The organism is Streptomyces sp. NPDC036813, from assembly GCF_055609245.1.
The window spans coordinates 165,546-184,898 of the sequence record NZ_JBVJPV010000008.1; the positions used below are offsets into that span (position 1 = coordinate 165,546).

At 72.2% G+C, this 19,353-nt stretch carries 18 protein-coding genes; 8 read left to right on the forward strand and 10 right to left on the reverse strand.

Annotation, left to right across the window (positions count from 1 at the left end):
* Positions 1-41: 41 nt before the first annotated feature.
* From ACZ67Q_RS18620 to ACZ67Q_RS18630, 3 genes are all read right to left on the reverse strand, one after another.
* Entirely contained in the window at positions 42-797 is a 756-nt protein-coding gene (locus tag ACZ67Q_RS18620; protein ID WP_471183088.1) for a GntR family transcriptional regulator, read from the reverse strand.
* 125 nt (positions 798-922) lie between these two features.
* Positions 923-1,855 (reverse strand): LPXTG cell wall anchor domain-containing protein, encoded by a 933-nt coding sequence (locus ACZ67Q_RS18625; protein WP_471183089.1) that lies wholly within the window; start codon positions 1,853-1,855, stop codon positions 923-925.
* A 332-nt stretch (positions 1,856-2,187) separates the two neighbouring features.
* A complete protein-coding gene (locus tag ACZ67Q_RS18630) occupies positions 2,188-3,384 on the reverse strand; it encodes an ROK family transcriptional regulator (RefSeq protein WP_471183090.1) in 1,197 nt (398 codons plus the stop codon).
* Between the two features lie 48 nt (positions 3,385-3,432).
* Between ACZ67Q_RS18630 and ACZ67Q_RS18635 the strand changes: the two genes are divergently transcribed.
* From ACZ67Q_RS18635 to ACZ67Q_RS18645, 3 genes are all read left to right on the forward strand, one after another.
* A complete protein-coding gene (locus ACZ67Q_RS18635) occupies positions 3,433-4,512 on the forward strand; it encodes a Gfo/Idh/MocA family protein (protein ID WP_471183092.1) in 1,080 nt (359 codons plus the stop codon).
* Positions 4,509-5,003, forward strand: coding sequence for a heme-degrading domain-containing protein (locus tag ACZ67Q_RS18640; protein ID WP_471183095.1), 495 nt, complete (start codon positions 4,509-4,511; stop codon positions 5,001-5,003). The genes ACZ67Q_RS18635 and ACZ67Q_RS18640 overlap by 4 nt, the downstream gene beginning before the upstream one ends.
* A gap of 140 nt (positions 5,004-5,143) precedes the next feature.
* Positions 5,144-6,007, forward strand: a complete 864-nt coding sequence (locus ACZ67Q_RS18645) for an LLM class F420-dependent oxidoreductase (RefSeq protein ID WP_471183097.1) — start codon at positions 5,144-5,146, stop codon at positions 6,005-6,007.
* 124 nt (positions 6,008-6,131) lie between these two features.
* Here the strand turns inward: ACZ67Q_RS18645 and ACZ67Q_RS18650 are convergent, their stop codons facing one another.
* From ACZ67Q_RS18650 to ACZ67Q_RS18665, 4 genes are all read right to left on the reverse strand, one after another.
* Positions 6,132-6,989, reverse strand: a complete 858-nt coding sequence (locus ACZ67Q_RS18650; RefSeq protein WP_471183100.1) for a fumarylacetoacetate hydrolase family protein — start codon at positions 6,987-6,989, stop codon at positions 6,132-6,134.
* A 374-nt stretch (positions 6,990-7,363) separates the two neighbouring features.
* Positions 7,364-8,080 carry a YidC/Oxa1 family membrane protein insertase gene (locus ACZ67Q_RS18655; protein ID WP_471183102.1) on the reverse strand — a complete coding sequence of 239 codons (717 nt, stop codon included), beginning with the start codon at positions 8,078-8,080 and terminating at the stop codon, positions 7,364-7,366.
* Between the two features lie 134 nt (positions 8,081-8,214).
* Positions 8,215-8,544, reverse strand: coding sequence for a DUF6412 domain-containing protein (locus ACZ67Q_RS18660; protein ID WP_471183105.1), 330 nt, complete (start codon positions 8,542-8,544; stop codon positions 8,215-8,217).
* A 62-nt stretch (positions 8,545-8,606) separates the two neighbouring features.
* Positions 8,607-9,140 (reverse strand): winged helix-turn-helix transcriptional regulator, encoded by a 534-nt coding sequence (locus tag ACZ67Q_RS18665; RefSeq protein WP_471183108.1) that lies wholly within the window; start codon positions 9,138-9,140, stop codon positions 8,607-8,609.
* A 161-nt stretch (positions 9,141-9,301) separates the two neighbouring features.
* Between ACZ67Q_RS18665 and ACZ67Q_RS18670 the strand changes: the two genes are divergently transcribed.
* From ACZ67Q_RS18670 to ACZ67Q_RS18690, 5 genes are all read left to right on the forward strand, one after another.
* A complete protein-coding gene (locus tag ACZ67Q_RS18670) occupies positions 9,302-10,723 on the forward strand; it encodes an MFS transporter (RefSeq protein ID WP_471183111.1) in 1,422 nt (473 codons plus the stop codon).
* An 84-nt stretch (positions 10,724-10,807) separates the two neighbouring features.
* Positions 10,808-11,827: an SEC-C domain-containing protein gene (locus ACZ67Q_RS18675; protein WP_471183113.1), complete on the forward strand. Its 1,020-nt coding sequence runs from the start codon at positions 10,808-10,810 to the stop codon at positions 11,825-11,827.
* 242 nt (positions 11,828-12,069) lie between these two features.
* Positions 12,070-12,471 carry a very short patch repair endonuclease gene (locus tag ACZ67Q_RS18680; RefSeq protein WP_471183446.1) on the forward strand — a complete coding sequence of 134 codons (402 nt, stop codon included), beginning with the start codon at positions 12,070-12,072 and terminating at the stop codon, positions 12,469-12,471.
* Positions 12,468-13,481 carry a DNA cytosine methyltransferase gene (locus ACZ67Q_RS18685; protein WP_471183116.1) on the forward strand — a complete coding sequence of 338 codons (1,014 nt, stop codon included), beginning with the start codon at positions 12,468-12,470 and terminating at the stop codon, positions 13,479-13,481. The genes ACZ67Q_RS18680 and ACZ67Q_RS18685 overlap by 4 nt, the downstream gene beginning before the upstream one ends.
* The gene (locus tag ACZ67Q_RS18690; RefSeq protein WP_471183119.1) at positions 13,478-14,821 is read left to right on the forward strand and encodes a DNA cytosine methyltransferase; all 1,344 of its coding nucleotides are present in this window, start codon (positions 13,478-13,480) and stop codon (positions 14,819-14,821) included. The genes ACZ67Q_RS18685 and ACZ67Q_RS18690 overlap by 4 nt, the downstream gene beginning before the upstream one ends.
* Before the next feature lie 18 nt (positions 14,822-14,839).
* On the opposite strand, the gene ACZ67Q_RS18695 is transcribed toward ACZ67Q_RS18690, so the two are convergent.
* From ACZ67Q_RS18695 to ACZ67Q_RS18705, 3 genes are read right to left on the reverse strand one after another with little or no spacing between them, the layout of a single operon-like run.
* Positions 14,840-15,718, reverse strand: coding sequence for a DUF6339 family protein (locus tag ACZ67Q_RS18695; RefSeq protein WP_471183122.1), 879 nt, complete (start codon positions 15,716-15,718; stop codon positions 14,840-14,842).
* Complete coding sequence (locus tag ACZ67Q_RS18700) at positions 15,715-16,710, reverse strand: hypothetical protein (RefSeq protein WP_471183125.1); 996 nt, start codon at positions 16,708-16,710, stop codon at positions 15,715-15,717. The genes ACZ67Q_RS18695 and ACZ67Q_RS18700 overlap by 4 nt, the downstream gene beginning before the upstream one ends.
* 3 nt (positions 16,711-16,713) lie before the next feature.
* Complete coding sequence (locus ACZ67Q_RS18705) at positions 16,714-18,864, reverse strand: helix-turn-helix domain-containing protein (protein WP_471183128.1); 2,151 nt, start codon at positions 18,862-18,864, stop codon at positions 16,714-16,716.
* Positions 18,865-19,353 lie beyond the last annotated feature (489 nt).

Below are 19,353 nucleotides of genomic sequence, written 5' to 3' on the forward strand. Positions count from 1 at the left end.
TCTTGACGTGATCGGTCGCCAGGGGTGGTCATCGCTGAGTTTCAGCCACGCAGATGCGTCGTGAACGAGAACCGGTCCCCCCGGTACAGGCTGCGCACCCGCTCCAGCGGCCGGCCCTGCGCGTCCCGGGAGACCCGGTGGATGAGCAGCATCGGCAGGGCGGGCGGGGTGCCGATGAGCAGCGCCTCGCGGGGGGTGGCCAGCACGGTCTCGATGCGCTCGTCGGCGTCGCCGAACGCGATGCCGCGGCCCTGGAGGTAGCCGTAGAAGGAGGAGTCCGGCTCGAAGCCGGTGTCCAGGTCGGGCACCCGGGCCACCGCGACATAGGTGCTCTCCAGGCCGACCCGCTCGTCGTCGGCGAGCAGCACCCGCTCCAGGTGCCACACGGGCTCGCCGCGCGTCAGCCCGGTCTCGGCGGCCAGGGCCGGAGGGCAGGGGAAGCGGTCCAGGGTGACGAGGGCACGGCCGGGTGTACGGCCCTGACGGCGCACGCCCTCCGTGTAGCTGGCCAGGGACAGCGGCTGTTCCAGCTTGGGCCCCGCGACGACGGTGCCGCGCCCCTGCCGGCGGAGCTTGCCCTCCAGCACCAGCTCGCGCAGGGCCTGCCGGACGGTCTCGCGGGCCACGTCGTAGCGCTCGGCGAGGTCGCGTTCGGTGGGGATGACACTGCCCTCGCCGAGTTCGGCGACGAGAGCGTCGATGCGGGCCTTGACCGCGTAGTACTTCGGGATCCGCCCGTGCTCCGGGATGCCGGAGCGGACGGGGGCGCCGGGGGCCTGGTCGTTCGGGTAGTCCACGCGAGGATCGTCGCAGACGGGGCGGGCCTGAACGGCGGCGCCTCCGTCGCTTGCCGGTGGTGGGTCCGTCCCTTGCCGGTGGCGCCTCCGCCTCCGTCCATGAGGCCCCCGCCCTCCCGTCCCCGTCAGCGGCGTCTGCGGACCACCAGCAGCGCGGCCCCGCCCAGCAGCAGGGCGACGGCCGCGGCGAGCGCGCCGTCCGTGATGCCGGTCCGGGCGAGTTCGTCGGCGGCGAGCGCGCCGGTGGGGGCGGGTGTGGGGGCCGGGGTGGGGTCGGGGGTGGGCCTCGCGGTGGCGGGGGTGGGGGCGGGTCCGGGGGGTGTGGCGCCGGGGTCGGTTCCGGGGGCCTGTGAAGGCGGGGGTCCGTCCGCGTTCCGTACCGTGAAGCGGTAGTCGCCGGACTGGCCCACCCAGTCGCCGTCGTCGTCGTGCCGGCGTACGACCGCGGCCTCGGCGGTGACCTCGTTGGGTACGGCGTCCGCGCTGAACGCCAGCCGCACGCGCACGGTCAGAGTGCGGCGCGGCCCGACGCTGAACCCCGGGAAGCCGTCCGTCTCCCCGAACGCGCCGACCAGTTCGTCCTCGTCGGTCGTCTCGAACCGCACGGTGCGGGTGCGGTGGCCGTCGTCGAACTCCAGCCGTGGCTGGGTAGCCGTCAGCGCACGCCGCTCGTCGACGAGGACGACGACCGGGTGGATGGCGGTGCAGGTGCCGGGGGTCGTGTTCGTCAGGTCCAGATACCAGACGCCGTATCCGCCACCGGCGTCGTACGCCGCGGGGCCACCGCGGATACGGGCCCGGAGGGGGAAGTCGGAGGAGCCGGCGCCGGCGGCACAGGTGGGGTCGGGGGCGAGGGCGAGGGCGGGAGCGGGGGGTTGACCGTGGGCCTGGGCGGCGTGCGCAGGGGGCGCGAAGGCAGCGTGCGCCCGGGGCGTGAAGGCGGGCGCGGCATGCGCCGGCGCAGCGACGGCGGGCGCCGCGAGGGCCGGTAACGGCAGCAGGGGCAGCAGCGTGGCGGCTGCCGCCGCGGGGACACGGGCGAGCGGGAACAGTCGCATGATCACATGAGCTTGGGGGAAAGGGTCGTTGCTGCGGCGGAGGCGTACCGGGAAGGCCCCTCGAACGGCCGACGGATCCCACCCGGCCGGGCCCCCCTGCCCTGCGTATCCCGGATCGGCCCCTCTCCCCACTCCTCTGCGCCCGGATCGGCACCCCGACCCCCTTCCCCCCGCTCCCGGATCGGCCCTCTCCCCACTCCTCTGCGCGCCTGGCTCGGCGCCCTGCCCCACTCCCCCGCATCCCGGATCGGCCCTCTCCCCGCACCTGCGCGCGTCCGGATCGGCCCCTCCCCGCTCCTCTACGCGTCCGGATCGGCGCCCTCCGCCGCCCCCTACGCGTCCCGCCGCCCGAACACCGGCCCCAGGACCAGCTGACCCGCGCCCGCCGCGACCCCCCACTCGCCGCCCCCGGCGATCCGCACCGGCACCGCGCCGCCCGGCGTTCCCTCCCGGTGCGCTCGCTCCCGGAGGACCTCCGCGACCCCGCACACGAAGGTCTCCGGCGCCCGCGCCACGACCCGCCCCCCGAGCAGCACCCCGTCGATGTCCAGCAGCCCGACCAGATTGGCGGCCCCGGCGCCGAGCACCCGGGCGGCCTCCGCCGTGTCCCCGCGCCGTACCGCCCCCAGGCACAGCACCTCGATGCAGCCGCGGTCGCCGCACCCGCACACCGGGCCGTCCAGCTGGATCACCTGGTGCCCGAACTCGCCCGCCCCGGTCCGCGCCCCCCGGTGCACGGCCCCGCCGACGACCAGCCCGGCGCCCAGTCCCGTACCGAGGTGGAGGTAGGCGAAGGAGCCGCCCTCCCCGGCGACGGAGAGACCGAGCGCGGCGGCGTTGGTGTCCTTGTCGACGACGACCGGCAGGCCGAGGCGCCCGGCGAGCGCGTCCCGCAGCGGGAAACCGTCCCACTCGGGGAAACCGGTCACCCGGTGCAGCACACCCCGCACATGATCGAGCGGCCCGGGCAGCGCGACGCCCACGCCCAGCACCGACGCGGGCGGCACCGAGCCGGTGAGCGGCCGCACGGCCCGCTCCACACCGCCCAGCACCGCCTCCGCCCCCGCCCCGAGGTCGAGCGGCGCCCGCTTCTGCCCGACGACCGCGCCGGTGAGGTCGACCAGCACCGCCCGCAGCTCGTCGCGGTCCAGGTGCACTCCGACGGCGTGCCCGGCGTCCGGCACCAGGCGCAGCACCGTGCGCGGCTTGCCGCCGGTGGACGCCCGGCGCCCGGCCTCGGTGGCCAGCCCCTGCTCCCGAAGCCGTGCGGTGATCTTGCTGACGGCCTGCGGGGTCAGCCCGGTGCGCTCGGCGAGTTCGAGGCGGCTGATGCCCTCGGCGCCGGCCGTGCGCAGCAGCTCCAGCACGAGCGCGGTGTTGTGGCTGCGCAGCCCCAGCAGATTGACGCCGCCTGCTTTCGTGCCGCCGTCACCACCGATCGTGCCGCCACCTCCGACCGAGCCCCCGTCACCGCGGACCGTGCCGCCGTCGCTCTTGATTCCACCGTTCGTACCGCTCACAGCCCCCATTGTCCCCGCCGCTTGCACTTTGGCAACAGCGTTGCCAAAGTGGGGGGCATGACAGGTACGACAGGCACCCCCCTCCGCGTGGGCCTCATCGGCTACGGCCTCGCGGGCTCCGTCTTCCACGCCCCGCTGATCGCCACCACGGACGGCCTGACCCTCGACACGGTCGTCACCTCCAACCCCGAGCGGCAGACGCAGGCGCGCGCCGAGCACCCCGGCGTGACGACGGTCGCCGGCACCGACGAGCTGCTGGAACGGGCCGGCGACCTCGACCTGGTCGTCATCGCCTCCCCGAACAAGACCCACGTCCCGTTGGCCACCGCCGCCCTGGAGGCGGGGCTGCCGGTCGTCGTGGACAAGCCCGTCGCCGGGACCGCCGCCGAGGCGCGTGAGCTGGCGGCACTCGCCGAGGAGCGCGGGCTGCTGCTGTCGGTGTTCCAGAACCGCCGCTGGGACAACGACTTCCTCACCCTGCGGCACCTCATCGACGAGGGCGCGCTGGGCGACGTATGGCGCTTCGAGTCCCGCTTCGAGCGGTGGCGGCCCAAGCCCAAGGGCGGCTGGCGGGAGTCCGGTGACCCGGCGGAGATCGGCGGCCTGCTGTACGACCTCGGCAGCCATGTCGTCGATCAGGCACTGGTGCTCTTCGGCCCGGTCACCCAGGTCTACGCCGAGTCGGTGGTCCGGCGCGCGGGCGCGGAGGCCGACGACGACACGTTCCTCGCGCTGACGCACGCGTGCGGGGTCCGCTCCCACCTGTACGTCTCCTCCACCACCGCCCAGCTCGGCCCCCGCTTCCGGGTGCTCGGCTCGCAGGCCGGCTACGTCAAGTACGGCCTGGACCCGCAGGAGGCGGCGCTGCGCGACGGCCACCGCCCGGGCCCCGGCTGGGGCGTCGAGCCGGAGGAGCTGTGGGGTCGCGTCGGCGCCGGGGAGTCCCCGCTGACCGGCGGCGGCCGCGCCGAACCCACCCTGCCCGGCGACTACCCGGCCTACTATGCGGCCGTGGCGAAGGCCCTCACCGGCGCCGGCCCCAACCCGGTGACCGCACTGGAGGCGGCCGACGCCCTCGACGTACTGGAAGCGGCCCGCCGGTCGGCCCGCGACGGAGTGGTGGTGACCCTGCGATGAGCGGACTGACCCCGAAGTTCACGCCCGAGCTGACCCCGAGCATCGAGGAGCTGGAGGCCCAGGAACGCCGCCTGGTCTTCCGGCAGTTCACGCACGACGACGCGTGGGCGCTCGGCTCGCTGCTGGTCGGCATGGCCCGCGAACGGCAGGCGCCGGTCGCCATCGACATCCACCGGGCCGGCCAGCAGCTCTTCCACGCCGCCCTGCCCGGCTCCACGCCCGACAACGACGCCTGGATCGCCCGCAAACGCCGGGTCGTCGAACACTACGGCAGCGCCTCCTACCTGGTCGGTACCCGCTTCCGCGCCAAGGGCTCCACCTTCGAGGAGTCCTCCCGCCTCGACCCGGACGCGTACGCGGCCCACGGCGGTTCCTTCCCGATCACCGTGGAGGGCGTCGGCGTGATCGGCGCGGTCACCGTCTCGGGGCTGCCCCAGTTGCAGGACCACCGGTTCGTGGTGGAGGCGCTGGAGGAGTTCCTGAAGGTCTGAGGAGCGTCCGAGGATCCGGCGGCTTTCCCGAGGATCCGATGACTTTCCGAGGATCCGAGGTGCGCCGGAATGAACTCGCGGGCCCCTCCGGTTGGGACTGGCCGTAGACGTGATGATCACGGACCCGCCCGGAGGGACCCATGAGCACGGTGCAGGACAGGATCGGCCGGTACGGCATCTGGAGCGTGGGCCTGCGCTCCGAGGACCCGGCTCTGCGGGGCGAACGGGCCGAGGCGGCAGCCGAGTTGGAGACCCTGGGCTTCGGTGCCCTCTGGCTCGGCGGCAGCAGCGCCGTCCCTCACGCCGAGCCGCTGCTCAAGGCGACCGCGCGCATCACCGTCGGCACCAGCATCCAGAGCATCTGGCAGCACACGGCCGCCGACACCGCTGCCCGGTTCGCCGAGCTGGAGCGGGCCCACCCGGGCCGCTTCCTGCTGGGCCTGGGCGTCAGCCACGCCAAGCTGGCCTCGCAGTACCGCCGCCCGCTCGCGGCGCTGGCCGCCTACCTCGACGAACTCGACGCGGCCGGCGTCCCCGCCGAGCGCCGCGTCCTCGCCGCGCTCGGCCCGAAGAACCTTCAGCTGTCCCGGGACCGCGCGGCCGGCGCGATCCCGTACCTGGTCACGCCCGAACACACCGCGCAGGCCCGCGAAACGTTGGGCGACGCGGCGCTGCTGGCCCCGGAACTGAAGGTCGTCCTCGAGACCGACACCTCCCGCGCCCGCGAACTGGCCCGCGGTGCTCTGGCCCCCTACCTGGACCTGCCGAACTACACGAACACCTTCCTGCGCCTCGGCTTCACCGAGGCGGACCTCGCGAACGGTGGCAGCGACCGCCTGATCGACGCGGTCTTCGCGTGGGGCACGGAGGACCGGATCCGCGACCGCGTCGACACCTACGTCAAGGCAGGCGCCGACCACGTGGCGCTCCAGGTGGTGACGGGTGGGCCGAGGGAGAACCTCCCGAGGGAGGAGTGGAGGCGCCTGGCTTCTCTGCTGGGGTGACTGCGGTTGCCCCGAGGGGCGCGGGGCTCCCTGCCACATGCGGCTCCGCCGCGTGGGCGCGAGCAACCACATACGGCCCGCAGCCGACGGACAAGCCGTGGTCACCCGCCCCCCAGCGGAGCGCTCAGGCGTCCTTGAGCTCCTGCCGCTGCCGACCGAGCCCCTCGACCTCCAGCTCCACCACGTCCCCGGACCGAAGGAACGGCTTCGGCTCGGGCTGCCCCATGGCCACCCCGGCAGGCGTCCCGGTGTTGATGACGTCTCCGGGGTACAGCGTCATGAACTGGCTGACGTACCGCACGACCTCCCCTACGGGGAAGATCTGGTCCGCCGTGGTCCCGTCCTGCTTCAGCTCGCCGTTGACCCACAGTTTGAGGGAGAGCGCCTGCGGGTCGGGCACCTCGTCGGCGGTCACCAGCCACGGCCCGAGCGGGTTGAACGTCTCGCAGTTCTTGCCCTTGTCCCAGGTCCCGCCCCGCTCGATCTGCCACTCCCGCTCGGACACGTCGTGCGCGACGGCGTAACCGGCGACGTGCGCGAGCCCCTCCTGCGCCGAGCCGAGGTAGCGGGCGGTGCGGCCGATGACGACCGCCAGCTCGACCTCCCAGTCGGTCTTGACCGAGCGCCTCGGTACGAGCACCGTGTCGTTCGGGCCGACGACCGTGTCCGCGGATTTGAAGAAGACCACCGGCTCGGCGGGCGGCTCGGCCCCGATCTCGCGGGCGTGGTCGTGGTAGTTCAGCCCGATGCACACGACTTTGCCGATGCGGCCCAGCGGCGGGCCGACGCGCAGCCCGGTCGCGTCCAGCGCGGGCAGCTCCCCGGCCTCGGCCGCGGCGCGGATACGGCCGAGGGCCACGTCGTCGGCGAGCAGCGCGCCGTCGATGTCCTCGACGAGGCCCGACAGATCCCGCAGGGTCCCGTCGGCGTCGAGCAGCGCCGGGCGCTCGGCCCCGGCCGTACCGACTCGCAGCAGCTTCATGGTCGTCACCATCTTCCTCGATCGCGGGCGCCCGGCCGATGGCGCCGCCGGGTGCGGCCGTGGCGCGACAGCCATCGGAGGACTGGTCGATCCTCCAAGAGGGGAGTCCACTCCGCAAGACCCGGTTCACGTACTGGACCGTAGGGGGAGCCCGGCGCACGTGGTGCCGGTGGTCTTCGAGCGGGGGACGCGCGAGCGGGGCGTGTGCGGAGACGACGCCGGTGCGGCGCAGGCGGCGCCGGTGCGGGTGCAGCCGGCGCCGGCACGAGCGGTGCGGGCGCGGACGTGCGGGGGCGCGGCGGCGCGGGCGCGGAGGTGCGGGGGCGCGGCGGCGCGGGCGCGGAGGTGCGGGGGCGCGGCGGCGCGGGCGCGGCTCAGCGGTAGAGCGCCGCCCGTTCCACCGCGCTCCACGCCGTGCTGGTCACGACGTAGAGCGCGGCTGCCAGTGGTACGACGGCGACGGTGACGAGGGTGAAGAAGGACATGAACGGCATGACCTTCGTGACGGCTCCGAGGCCCGGTACCTGTTCTCCGGACGCGGCCGCCGGCACTGGCGCGTTCTCGGCCATCATCCGCCGGGTGCGCCGGAAGTTGAACGCGGCGACGACCGCGACCAGGGCGAACAGGGCGAGGTAGACGAGCCCGGCGCCGCCGAGGGGGCCGCCGCCGGTGAGGGCGTCCGCCCAGCGGTCGCCGAGCGGTGCGGCGAGCAGCTGGTGTCCGAGCAGCCCGTTGGCCTCGCCGCCGATGCTGGTGCTGGAGAACAGGTGGTAGAGCAGGAAGAAGGCGGGCGCCTGCAACAGGCTGGGCAGGCAGCCGGACAGCGGTGAGACCTTCTCCTCGGCGTGCAGCTCCATGATCGCCTTCTGCAGCTTCTGCGGATCCTTGGCGTGCTTCTGGCGCAGCTCGGCGATCTGCGGCTGGAGCGCGGCCTTGGCCTTCTGCCCGCGGGCGGCGGCCCGGGACAGGGGGTGGACCAGCAGCCGGACGAGCATCGTGAAGAGCACGATCGCCGCGGCGGCAGCGGAGGCGTGGAACAGGGGCTGGAGCAGCTCGGCGAGCCGCTCGACGAGGTGGGCGAAAACGGACATGGGTGAGTGGCCCTCCGGGGTCACGTCGTGCCGGAACGATGGGGATCGATGAGATCGGCATGACGACCCACGCGGAGCTCCCGTCCGTCCGGGGACGGCGGTGGTGCCCGTGGGGGGGGCGGAGGCGGGATGCCCTACGCGGTGGTCGCCGGGAGGGCGTGGCCGGGTGCCCTGGGCCGGCGGCGGCCGGGCGCGTCGGGGTCGCGCTGGGGCAGGAAAGCCGTACGACGGGCGCGGTCCCGTATCGCGGTGCGGACCCGGGTGGGTGGCACCGCGGGCACACAGAGCGCCGTGACCAGCGCGCACAGCGCGAGCGCGGAGCCGACGGCGGCGGTCGCGGCGAGGGCGACGGTGGCGGAGAGACTGCCGGTGTCGAGCAGGGCGACCTGGAGGACGAGGAGCAGCAGCGCGGCGGCGGGGCGCAGCCCGGCGGCGGGGCGCAGCCCGGCCCGGTCGCGGTTCATCGACTTCTCCCCCCGCCCTGTTCGTCGTACGCCCGTGTCCTACGGGCTGTTCGTAAGGCCGTTTATACAGGATCCGGCTCGAGCGGCTGCAGCAGCCTTCGGGGCCGGAGCAGGGCCCGGCTGACCGGATCCGCCGGGTCGGGGTCGAGTCCCGGCCCCGGCAGCATGAGAACGTCCGGGACCGGCGCGATGGTTCCGCAGTCGGGACATTCGCCGTAAGGGCCGAGTTCGCGCTCGGTGCCGCAGGTGGCGTGCTTCAGGATGCGCAGCGGCTGCTCACCGAAGTGCTCGCGGCCCCACAGGCCGAGTGAGCGCAGGGTGGGCCACAGGGCGATACCGCGCTCGGTGAGCACGTACTCGTCGCGCGGCGGCGACTGCTGATACCGGCGCTTGTACAGGATTCCCTGCTCGGTGAGGGTCTGCAGACGGGCGGCCAGGACGGCGCGCGGGATGCAGAGGTGGACGAGGAAGTCGTTGTAGCGCCGGATGCCGAAGAACGCGTCGCGGATGACGAGCAGGGTCCACCGCTCGCCGACGACCTCCAGCGCCCGGGCGATCGAGCACTCCTGCGTCACGTAGTCCTTGCCCAGTCCCATGAGGCCACTGTACCTATTTTCCCGCCATAGGTTCGATCACCGAACCGACCCTGCTACGGTGGCGGTGTCCTCGTAGGTTCAATGAACGAACCGTAAGTTCGCGGGCCGGCCCAGGACCCGACCCGCCGGCCCCCGGAGACCCGTCCGGAAGGGAAACCGTCATGCCCAGCTCCGACCTCCCCGGCAGTGTCGAGGCGGCCTCCGCACCACCAGGGCCCGCGGTAGCCGGCCGGAAGACGGCTGCCGCCCCCACCGCCGTCCGCCCGCGCGCCACGCTCACCCTGACCAGCGCGGCCACGGCCATCGCCCTGATGACGTACACCGCGCCGATGGTCACGCTCCCCGACACGGCCGCCGATCTGCACACCCCGCTGTCCGCGCAGGCCTGGCTGCTCAACGGCACCCCGCTCGGCCTCGCCGCCCTCCTGCTGGTCGCCGGAAGCCTCGCCGACGACTACGGCCGCCGCCGGATCTTCACCGCGGGCACCCTGGCCCTCGGCCTGACCACGGCTCTCGGCGCGCTGACCACTTCCACCTGGCTGTTCACGCTGGCCCGCATCGCCCAGGGCGCGGCCAGCGCGGCCCTGCTGGCGAGCAGCCTCGGCCTGATCGTGCACGCCTACCCCACCCCGCGTGGCCGGCTGCACGCGACCGGCGTGTGGGGCGCGTTCGTCTCCGGCGGCATCGCCGTCGGCCCGCTGCTCGCCGGGGCGCTGCCGCACTGGCGGGTGGCGTACGGCGTCCTCGGCACGGCCGCCGTACTGACAGCGGCCCTGGCGGCGCGCACCCTGACCGAGTCCCGCGCCCCGCGCGGCGGACGCCCCGACCTGCTCGGCGCCCTCACCTTCGGTCCGGCCCTGGTCTGCCTGGTCGCCGCGCTGACCCTGGGCCGGGACGGCTGGCTGCGCGCCCCGGTGGGCCTGCTGCTGCTGGCCACGCTGACCCTGCTCGCTCTCTTCGCCGTGGCCGAACGCCGGACGGCCACCCCGATGATCGATCTGACGCTGCTGCGCCGGCCCCGCTTCCTCGCGTCCTCGGCGGGCGGCCTGTTCACCGGACTGGCGGTGATCGGCCTGTTCAGCTATCTCCCGGCACTGCTCCAGCAGACGCTCGGGATGTCGGCGATGGCGACGGCGTGGCTGTTCCTGCTCTGGTCCGGCCTGTCCTTCGTCGTGGCGTTGCAGGCGCGGCGCCTGGCGGGCCGCGTCCCGCCCCGGCTCCAGCTGGCGGCGGGCTTCGTCCTGCACGCGGTGGCCGCGCTGACGATGCTCGGCGCGCTGTCGGCCCACTCCTGGCCGCGCCTGCTGCCGGGTCTGGTGATCGGCGGGATCGGCAGCGGCCTGCTGAACGCCGCGCTGCCGCTGGTCTCGGTCGAGTCCGTGCCGCCCGAGCGCGCGGCGATGGGCTCCGGCGCCCAGCAGACCTTCCGCTACATCGGCTCCTGCGCGGGCGTCGCCCTCACCATCGCCCTGGCGACCTCAACGAAGAGCCTGCCCGACGGCGCGGACGTCGCCCTGCTGGTGTCGGCGGCCCTGGCGGCCGTGGGCGCGGTCGGGGTGGGGGTGCTGCGGGAGCGGACCTGAGGCGCGGGGCGGCCCGTCCGGTCCTGCGCCGCCTGGCCTGCGGATCCCTGACGTTTGTCATTCATCGGCAGTACGGTGTCCCCCATGCGCTCCGACACGCCTGCCGAGAACGTCGACCACACCGCCGAAGCGGCACGCCTGGAGCGGACCGCCGGCCTGTATCCCGAGGACGCGGAAGCCCTGCTGCTGCGGGCCGCGGCCCACCTGGAACTCGCCGGCGACCGCCCCGCCGCGACGACCCTCTACGACCGCCTGCTCGCCACGGGGGAAACCCTGGAGCACCCCCACCTGGTCCGCGCCCGCAAGGCCGCGAACCTCTGGGAGTACGACCACGAGGCCGAGGCCCGCGCGATCATCGAGGGCATCCGTGTGGCCGCGCCCCGCGATCCGCTGCCCTGGGTGATCGTCGCGGAGGCCCTGGAGTCCCACGACGAACTGGAGGCGGCCCAGGACACGTTCACGCAGGCCGCGTACCTGCTGCTCCCCTCGGAGGGCGAGCCGCCCTACGCCGCGCGCCCCCTCCTCTTCGGCCGCCACCGGGTCCGCCGCATGCTGGGCCTGCCCCACGACGACTGGGACACCCTGGCGGACACCCTGAACACGGCGCCGGTCCCCCTGGACGAACTCCACGACCCGAAACGGGTCTGGTCCCTCGGCTCCTCCAACCCGGCGGAACTCCAGGCGGAGATCTCCCGCCTCCAGGCCGAACTGGGCACCTACCGAGAGGCGCTCTCCCGCCCGTTCCCGGTGGCCGTCCTCCACTGGCCGGCTTCCGAACTGGCCGAACTCGTCTCCGACTACCCGACCCTCGCCGAGGAGTACCCCTCCTACGAGGCCCACGTGTCGACGATAGAGACGTCCCTGCGCGAACTGTCCGCCTCCGGCACCCCCAACCTGGGCATCGTCACCGGCACGGTCCCCTCCTACGAGGCCTTCGCCGCCTCGGAGGGCACGACCCCGTCCGACCCGACCCTGCTCCCCCAGTACGCCACGACCCTGGCGGCCCGAGGTCGTGCGGTGGCTTGGCCGCCTGAGCGGGGGGAGGCTTGCTGGTGCGGGTCGGGGGAGGCTTATGGGGAGTGTCACGGCACTCGGCCGGCGTGAATCATCGCCACCACCGGTCGGTGTGGAACCAGAAGTTCCTCGTTCGGCAACCGTGAGCATCTGACAGGTGTCATGATCGACGGAGAGCCGCAACGTGCGGCGGGCCGGGCGGGAACTTGTCGTCGGACGCGACAGCCGGCTCGGTCAGGACCGACGGCGGGATCGGTCGTGAAGACATGCGTGCGTGAGGTTCGACGACAGTGAGCAGCGTGGTGCCGTCCTCTCCGGGTGTGTCGGCCCGCATGAGCAGACAGGCGAGCAAGGACACCAATGTCGAGCTGGCGGTGCGGCGGCTGCTGCATGCCGGCGGGCTGCGCTACCGCGTGGAGTATCCCGTGCCGGGAATGCCTCGGCGACGTATCGACGTGGCGTTCCCGCGTGCGAAGGTCGCGGTCCTCATCGATGGCTGCTTCTGGCACGGCTGCCCTCAGCACGCCACACAGCCGAAGGCCAATGCGGACTGGTGGCGCAGCAAGCTCGACCGGAACATCGCCCGCGACCGCGAGACGACGGAACACCTGGTCGCGCAGGGGTGGACGGTGCTGCGGTTCTGGGAGCACGAAGACCCGGAGGACGTTGCCGTGCGCGTGGCTGCGGTGGTGGAACGGGAGAGGGCCCGACCGGGTCGGGGGAGGAACAAATGAGTGGTTTGAGCTTCGTCGATGTGTGCTCGGGAGCGGGTGGGCTCGCGCTGGGCCTGGAGCAGGCCGGCTTCGAGCCGCGCCTTCTGCTGGACGAGGACGACGACGCCTGCCGCACTCTGCGGGCCAACCGTCCGCACTGGAACGTGCTCCAGACGGATCTTCTCGACTTCGATCCGAGCGAGCATCCCGAGAGCTATGACGTGGACCTGTTGTCCGCGGGGCTCCCTCGGGTCAAGTCGAGTGCGACTGTCGGACGCGTGGAATCTGATGTCGAGCAACGGCTGCTGGAGGCCACCGTCTATCTGGTCCATGCGATCCGGCCGCGGGCGGTTCTCATCGAGAATGTGCCCGGCCTCGCGCATGCGGACGAGTACCAGCAGTTCCGGGACTTCGCTCGGGACGAACTCACCCACCTCGGTTACGAGTTCAGCTGGCTCGTTGTCAACGCCGCCGATTTCGGCGTGCCGCAGAACCGCAAGCAGGGTGTACTTCTGGCCGTGGAGGGTCGGCGGGCTGCCGGGGTTTTACGGCCGCCGGCACCGACCGTGCGACAGCCGCGGACGGTCGGTGAGGCTCTGGCCGCCAGCATGGCGTCGCGAGGCTGGGCGGACGCCGCCCGCTGGGCCGCCCAGGCAGATCAGCCGGCTCCGACCCTGGTCGGCGGATCGAAGAACCGGGGTGGCGCCGACTTGGGCCCGACCGGGGCCAAGCGGAAGTGGGCCACCATGGGCGTGGACGCCCACACCGTGGGCAACGAGATCCCCGGCCCGGACTTCGTGTGGGATCCCGACCTCGGCAGGGACGGCATGGTGAAAATCACAGTTGAGCAGGCGGCGTTGCTGCAGAGCTTCCCCGAGTCGTGGGAGGTGACCGGGTTGAAGACGGCTCGGTACCGCCAGGTCGGGCACGCCATGCCGCCCCCGGTCGGAGAGGCGTTGGGGCGGGCGGTGGCCGAAGCCCTGGACGGGGCTCGGGCAGTGACCGCTGCCGGCTACACTTCCGCCACATGACCAGCACGCCGCGCCATCGCCCCGCCCTCGACAAGCCTTATGTCCTGGATCTTTTCGCGGGGCCCGGCGGGCTGGACGTGGCCGCGCACGAGCTCGGCGTGCCCACGCTCGGCATCGAATGGGACAAGAGCGCCTGCCTCACGCGTTACGCGGCCGGCCTGGACACCCTTCACGCCGACGTGAGCGCGATCCGCAGGGACGCCTTCGAGTCGCTGCCCCCTGAGATCAACGTTCTCGCCGGCGGCCCGCCGTGCCAGACGTACTCGGTCGCCGGCAGCGGCGCAGGACGCAAGGCCCTGGACGAGGTCAAGGGGTACATCGAACGCCTGATGGCGGGCGACTCCGACGAGACGATCGACAAGGAGTTGCAGAACCTCTCCGACCCGCGTACGGCCCTGGTCCTCGAACCACTGCGGTACGCGATCCAAGCGACCCGGAGCCCCAACCGCGGCAACCGGCCGTACGACGTCGTCGTCCTGGAGCAGGTTCCCGCGGTGAGGGCGCTGTGGGAGCACTATGCCCTGGTGCTGGAGACCGTCGGTCTGCCCGACGGGACCAGGTACAAGGCCGAGGTGGCCGTCCTCGACACCGAAACCTACGGGGTGCCGCAGACACGTTCCCGAGCCGTGCTGATCGCCCGCCGCGAGGGGCTCGGAGTGCCTTTCCTTCCCCCGCCGACCCACCGCGCCTACGAGGCGAAGGAGTGGAACCGTGCCACCGCTGAGGCCGCGGCGGCTCTCGGCGCCCGTCAGCCGGCCCTCGACGAGGGGATCGCCCTGGAGTCGGACACACAGGGAAAGGAGGCCGAGGGACTGCTCCCGTGGGTGTCGATGCGCATGGCGCTGCCGGGACGTAGGAAGCCGTTCCTGGTTCGCTCGAACTACGGCAGTTCGGGACATCCCGGGCGTCGCGGTGTCCGCACCGACCGGCAGCCGGCCACCACCGTCACCGGCCGCATCTCGCGCTTCGTGGTCTTCGAGCACCTGGACGAGAACGTCGTGTACGAGGGTCCGCGATTCAGCATGGACGAGGCGGGGACGCTGCAGAGCTTCCCCCCGCGGTACCCGTGGTCGGGCACCGCGCAGGCGCAACAGGTGGGCAACGCCGTGCCGCCCCTCTTCGGTGCGCACCTGCTGAGCGCCGCGCTGGGTCTGCCCGCTCCGGATCCGGAGGACTTCCGGAGGCCGTGGGTGCCTGCGACGGAGGAGGAGCGGGCCAAGCTGCGCAGCCAGGGGTGCGGGGCAGCGGACGACTGCACCGCCCGCTGCCCTCATCCTCAGGACCAGGCACCGCCGCGCTCGACCGCACGTCGGAGCAAGGAGAAGGCGTCCACGAGGTGAGCCGCGGACGCCGGCGGATCAGGTGTCGCTCCTCCTGCCCCTGACCGGCGCGGTCTCGAACAGTTCCAGGAAGTAGGCGGTGAGCTCCTCCACGGCCTTCTCGGGGACGGGGTCCTCGTCCGGTCCGTCCGGCAGGAGGTGGCGGGAGACCGGCGGTGCCGTCTGGGCCTCCGCGATCCAGTCCCTCAGCGGGGTCGGGTCCCTGGGCTCGTCCGGTGCGAGGACGTCGTAGACCAGGGTCGCTCCCGCAGCGGTGATGGCGACGCTCAAGCCGTTGATCTCCCGGCCCGTGGTCACCCTGCCGCTCTTCACGAGCCGTACCAGCGCCTGAGCGGTGGGACGGTGATCGATCAGATCCCTCCGCAGGACGGTGTGGATGAGGTCCTGGTTGCCGCAGGCCACCTCGACGGGCTCGTAGTCCCGCCCGTTCCGGAACAGCTCGGCCGCCCACCACAGACGGGAGAAGCACTGCCGGTCGGCCGGCCCTTGGAAACGCTCGGGGGCGATGCGTCGTTCGGTGTTGTGGCCGGTCGAGGGCGGGAGGTGTCGCCATGCGACGTAGTCGGGGGCCACCGCCAACGCGATGTGCGTCCACAGCCGTCGGTCCGCCGCCTCCCGTCGCGTGAGCCGCAGCGTGGCGTGCAGTCTCGGCGCGAGCCAGGCGTCGGCGCGCGTCCGGTCATCGCGGAACTCGAACATGGCGTCCTCGACAAGGCTGCGGATCGGCTCGACGTCCCACCTGGCGTCGTCGTCCGGGAGCGGTTCGACGACCTTGGCGAGGTCGACACCTCCGTGTACCAGCTCGGCCTTGAGGAGTTGCTCGGTGATGAAGGTGTCGGCAGCGGACGCGGGAAGCAGCGCCAGGCGATCGGGTACGTGGTCAGGCTTGGTGATCACTTCTCGCTCTCCCGGTTGGCTTGTTCGAGGCTGCGGATGGCGTAGCCCAGCGCCTTGGACGCCTCCGCGCGGCGGATTGCCGCGTAGTGGATACGGGTCTGCAGCTCGGCCCAGCCTGCGTCGCCGGTGCGTCGGCGGTGCACCTGACGCAGTGCCTCTTCCACGTGCACGCCGGGGACGACGTCGGGAAGCATCTCCCGCAGCACCTCGCCCTGCCAGTCCGTGGGGAAGACAGGACCTCCGCCGGGCTCCACCTCCAGTTCGCCGATGGCGCCATGGAACACGGCGGTCCAGACGTCCGCGGCCATCTGAGCGACGAGCAGGTCGCGCACCTTGCTCTCCACGCCGGAGGCGCTGCTGTCCAGCAGTCCGACGATCCCGTCGATGTCGGTGTTCACGAACACGGTGGGCACCCGGGCCGACGTGTCGACGATCCAGGGGGCGTCGGCGTAGGCCCGTAGCCATTCCCGGGAGCTCTTGCCGAACGACGCCGTCTCCACCTTCAGTTGGAGACCGGTCACCGGTTCGTCGGAGACGGTGTCGACGGTCCAGCTCCGGTCGGTCTCGGCGATGGAGCGTCCCTCGACCCCATCGACGGTGGCCACGGCGTACGCGGCGAGGGAAGCCCGCCCCAGGTGGTCGTCGCGGACGATCTCCACGGAGCCGGACCAGTCACGACCGTCCTCGGTGTCACGGGTGAGGAACATGGAGGTGCGGATGTTCGTCTCGCCGTCCGTGAGCACGGCGAGGACGCTCAGGTCGGACCAAGGCGCGTCCTCCGTATCGGCCCCGGGAGGCAGGGTCGCCGAGAGGCCGAGGACGGCGCTCACCCAGTCGTCGTACCCGGCGACGCCGAGTGCGACAGCTTGCTGCTGCGTCGAGTAGGCGCTGGTGTCCAGGGGATTCCTGGTGCCGTCGGCGAGTTTGAGGGACACCGACGTCACCCGCAGGGCGATCGGACGGCTGAGCCGCTTGTACGGGTAGATCTTCACGCGTCACTCCCCCTTGCCGGCACGCAGTTCGACCACGAGGCGGGTCAGCGCCGTCCTGACCGGATGGCTGCCGACATCGGTGGCCCCCCGGAAGGCGGCACGTCGCGCTCCGGGGGTGAACCGCAGGACGCCGTCCTCCACCTCGCAGCCCTCGACGCCTACGAGTTCCGCCCAGTCGAGCTTCGGACGCCCGCCGGAGCGCACGTCCAGCAGGGCAACGGGCACCATGGGGACGATCTCGTCGCCACGGGGGATGCTCACCTCGGCGTCGATCAGCCACTCTCCCGTTTCACCGATCGTGGCGTCGAGGCTCTTCAGTACAGGGATCACGGGACCCGTGGGTGCCTTTGCCTTGGGTCGGCTCTTGACCGTCAGCGCCTTTCGCAGCGCCTCGCCACCTTCGCGTGCGGTGCGCTTCGGGCGGGCGACGAGCTCCCTGACCGCGTTGTTGACCTCCCGGGTCAGTCCCTCGATCCGCCGGTAGGCGGAGGGAGACCAGCGCAGGGTCAGCTCCTCCGTCTGGCCCCAGCGGTCGTGCTCGGGCGGTTCCGCCGCGCGCAGGAATTCCTCTGCCTCCTCGGCGAAGGGGGCCGTGTCACCGGCTGCCTCACCGGCCAGAAGGACCGCCTGGAACGGGTTGGTGCCGATCGGCAGTCGCGGGACGGTGGCCTTCTTCACGGTCATCCGGTTGCCGCGCAACGAGTGCACCTGGTTGATCGGCCTGTCTTGGTCGCCGTCCGCCTCGGTCACCAGCAGCACGGCCTGATGGATGCCGGATGTGCCACCCGGAGCGCCGCCGGACAGCGGCAGTTTCAGCGGGACGTTCCGCATGGCGACCTGTCCGCCCTCGGTGAGTCGGTCGACCGTGGTTCCCTCGTAGAAGGCCCGCAGCGCACGGGTCCGGGAGGGCTGTTCGACGGAGGGGTCCACCTTCGTCTCCTCCACGACCACCTCTCCGTCGTTGCGCAGAGCGCGGACGGACACCTCCAACAGGGGCAGTCGACCGCCGCCGCCGGTCATCGCGGCCCAGAAGTCGCGCCCCAGCGCCTGGACGAGCCGCTTGTGCATCCTCTTGATGTCGCGGGTGTCCTCGTCACCCTCCTCCTCGACGCTCTCGTCGTCGAGGTCCGGGCCGTCCGCCTCCAGGCTGGCCACGTCGTGCGCGCCCACGATGAGGAAGGAGGTGCCGGGTTCGTCGCTGTCGCGGGTCAGGTGCAGCCGCGCCACCGTCTCCTCGTCCGCCCACCACGAACGGACGACCTCAGCGTTTTTGGAGTCGGGATCGGGACGCCCGAACCACGCGGGACCGGCGAACGACTCCTCGCCCACCCGCCGCCAGGGCAGTTCGAGTCGGCCGATCACCCGTCGGTCCCTGCGTCCTTCGTGGGGCACGGACAGGGTGGAGTTGATGAGCACCAGGCCGAGAGCACTGGTGGCCCAAAGCGTCGCCTTCCCGAGTCCGTACGAACCGCCTGCGGCGGGGCCCGACTTCAGACTCTCCAGCTGTCGCCTGACCACGGCGGCGAACTTGCCGTCCTCGTAGTCGTCACCGGTGAGGCCGGACGCGTTGTAGTCGTCGACGCGCAGCAGGACCAGGCGGCCCTTCTCATACATGTCGCGCACACCGGCGTCCACGACCCGTCCGACCTTCTGGCTGCCGGCACGTTCGGACACGGCCTGGTAGTGCGGGAAGAGATCGTTCCAGCGGATCGCGTCCCGGAAGGCGTCGAGATGTTCGCCGGTCAACTCGTGCAGGGTGTAGCGGACCTGTACGGGACGGCCGTTGTCCACCAGTCGTTCGTCGAGGCTGTTCTGGCACGTCTCGCGCGCGAGCACCTGGACGTCCGCGTCGAACGCGAAGGCGGCGGCGTTGCCGAGCTCGCGGCCCCCGTCGGGGTACCCGGGTCGGTGGTACCACGTGACGGGGAGGCCAGCCTGGGTGTCGGTGGTGCGCGTGTGCACGGTGCCGAGGTCCGTACCGAGCGCCTTCGCGATGTCCGCCATCACCGTCGGCCGGGGTGTCGACCTTCCGGTGATCCAGGCGGAGACGGCAGCCCGAGTCAGCCCCAACTCGTCGGCCAGTTCGGCCTGCGTCTTCCCCGCAAGCTTGAGCTGTCGGGCCAACCAGGGCCCGAACTCCTCACCTGTCTCCACACGCCACCTGCACTTCCACTCGGGTCCTACCGGCGACGCTAATTTGACGTTATCGATCTTGTCAACCAGTAGTTAACAGGTTCCCTTCGGCGGGATCATTGACGCAGGTGTCCACTTCGCCCGGATCACCCCTTTATTCGCCGGTCTCAACCCCGCGCGGAAGCGGAACCGTCAACTCCCTTACGTCAGCGGCGACTTGACGCTTGCGCCATTGCGGCGACCCCACTACTGTGCCTATCGATGGGAAATCCATCCCGCTCGGGCAATCTGCATCCGGAATGTCGGGCGGCCGGGGGAGGACTGCGCCTTGAATCCTCTCGGCGCAGGAGGGGACAACTGTATCCACACACGCCCGCCAGCTGCACAAGAGGCATTTTTCGAAAGCGCTGGCAACCCGAGGTCTCGATCAGTAGCGTGACCGCGGAGAACGAAGATCCAGACTTGAACAATCCCGTCTTCACGGGGGGCGTGCCCCATTGCACCCCTGTA

Coding starts and splice junctions, on each gene's coding strand:
- ACZ67Q_RS18690 (WP_471183119.1), top strand. CDS start 13,478: ATGACCAGCACGCCGCGCCATCGCCCCGCCCTCGACAAGCCTTATGTC.
- ACZ67Q_RS18660 (WP_471183105.1), bottom strand. CDS start 8,544: ATGAACCGCGACCGGGCCGGGCTGCGCCCCGCCGCCGGGCTGCGCCCC.
- ACZ67Q_RS18680 (WP_471183446.1), top strand. CDS start 12,070: ATGAGCAGACAGGCGAGCAAGGACACCAATGTCGAGCTGGCGGTGCGG.
- ACZ67Q_RS18635 (WP_471183092.1), top strand. CDS start 3,433: ATGACAGGTACGACAGGCACCCCCCTCCGCGTGGGCCTCATCGGCTAC.
- ACZ67Q_RS18630 (WP_471183090.1), bottom strand. CDS start 3,384: ATGGGGGCTGTGAGCGGTACGAACGGTGGAATCAAGAGCGACGGCGGC.
- ACZ67Q_RS18655 (WP_471183102.1), bottom strand. CDS start 8,080: ATGTCCGTTTTCGCCCACCTCGTCGAGCGGCTCGCCGAGCTGCTCCAG.
- ACZ67Q_RS18665 (WP_471183108.1), bottom strand. CDS start 9,140: ATGGGACTGGGCAAGGACTACGTGACGCAGGAGTGCTCGATCGCCCGG.
- ACZ67Q_RS18625 (WP_471183089.1), bottom strand. CDS start 1,855: ATGCGACTGTTCCCGCTCGCCCGTGTCCCCGCGGCGGCAGCCGCCACG.
- ACZ67Q_RS18675 (WP_471183113.1), top strand. CDS start 10,808: ATGCGCTCCGACACGCCTGCCGAGAACGTCGACCACACCGCCGAAGCG.
- ACZ67Q_RS18670 (WP_471183111.1), top strand. CDS start 9,302: ATGCCCAGCTCCGACCTCCCCGGCAGTGTCGAGGCGGCCTCCGCACCA.
- ACZ67Q_RS18640 (WP_471183095.1), top strand. CDS start 4,509: ATGAGCGGACTGACCCCGAAGTTCACGCCCGAGCTGACCCCGAGCATC.
- ACZ67Q_RS18685 (WP_471183116.1), top strand. CDS start 12,468: ATGAGTGGTTTGAGCTTCGTCGATGTGTGCTCGGGAGCGGGTGGGCTC.
- ACZ67Q_RS18650 (WP_471183100.1), bottom strand. CDS start 6,989: ATGAAGCTGCTGCGAGTCGGTACGGCCGGGGCCGAGCGCCCGGCGCTG.
- ACZ67Q_RS18645 (WP_471183097.1), top strand. CDS start 5,144: ATGAGCACGGTGCAGGACAGGATCGGCCGGTACGGCATCTGGAGCGTG.